Annotated in this window: 1 protein-coding gene and 1 tRNA gene; both read left to right on the plus strand. The window is 62.8% G+C overall.

What is annotated here, in order from left to right:
- Positions 1 to 4: 4 nt before the first annotated feature.
- Positions 5 to 406 carry a ribosome silencing factor gene (gene rsfS, locus DBR22_RS14230; RefSeq protein ID WP_108599555.1) on the plus strand — a complete coding sequence of 134 codons (402 nt, stop codon included), beginning with the start codon at positions 5 to 7 and terminating at the stop codon, positions 404 to 406.
- Between the two features lie 100 nt (positions 407 to 506).
- Positions 507 to 579: transfer RNA gene (locus tag DBR22_RS14235), tRNA-Ala, on the plus strand.
- The last annotated feature ends 193 nt before the right edge of the window (positions 580 to 772 follow it).

Genomic DNA, 772 nt, shown 5'->3' on the forward strand with positions numbered 1-772 from the left:
CCCCGTGACTGCATCAGATTCATCCATCGCCATAGCCCGCCACGCCGCCAAGGCCGCCGCGGACAAGATTGCCCACGACATCGTGGCGCTTGACGTCAGTGAGCGGCTGGCTTTGGCCGACGTTTTCCTCATTGCTTCGGCACCGAGCGAACGCCAGGTCAACGCCATTGTTGACGGCATTGAAGAGGAACTGGCCAAACAGGACCTGCGGCCTACGCGCCGCGAGGGCCGCTCCGGCGGCCGCTGGGTCCTGCTGGACTACTCGGACATCGTCATCCACGTCCAGCACGAGGAAGACCGTGTCTTCTACGCACTGGAGCGCTTGTGGAAGGACTGCCCGGTGGTTGACCTGCAGCTCGGCGAGGACGCCTCAGCCAAGGCTTCGGCAGGCTCCGACGCCGAATAAGGGACCTTCCCGGGCCCCATATGCCCGATTTGGAATTTTCTGAAACGCTGGTCTAAGATATTTGAGTTGCTCCGGGGAAACCACGGATTAACGAAGGTCCGGGGCTGTGGCGCAGCTGGTAGCGCACCTGCATGGCATGCAGGGGGTCAGGGGTTCGAGTCCCCTCAGCTCCACCGGATGGTCCGCCGGAATCGAAAGATTCCGGCGGACTTTTTTGTTGCACCGTAGGACGGCCGCCGATTGGCGCCCGACGCGGATTTCCATTAAGCTGATCAGGTTGCTTCGGCCGGTGTGAACCGCCGGTCGGCACGGGTTTGGGGCTGTGGCGCAGCTGGTAGCGCACCTGCATGGCATGCAGGGGGTCAG

Origin of the sequence: Arthrobacter sp. HMWF013 (assembly GCF_003061105.1) — a bacterium.
Lineage (GTDB): Bacteria > Actinomycetota > Actinomycetes > Actinomycetales > Micrococcaceae > Arthrobacter.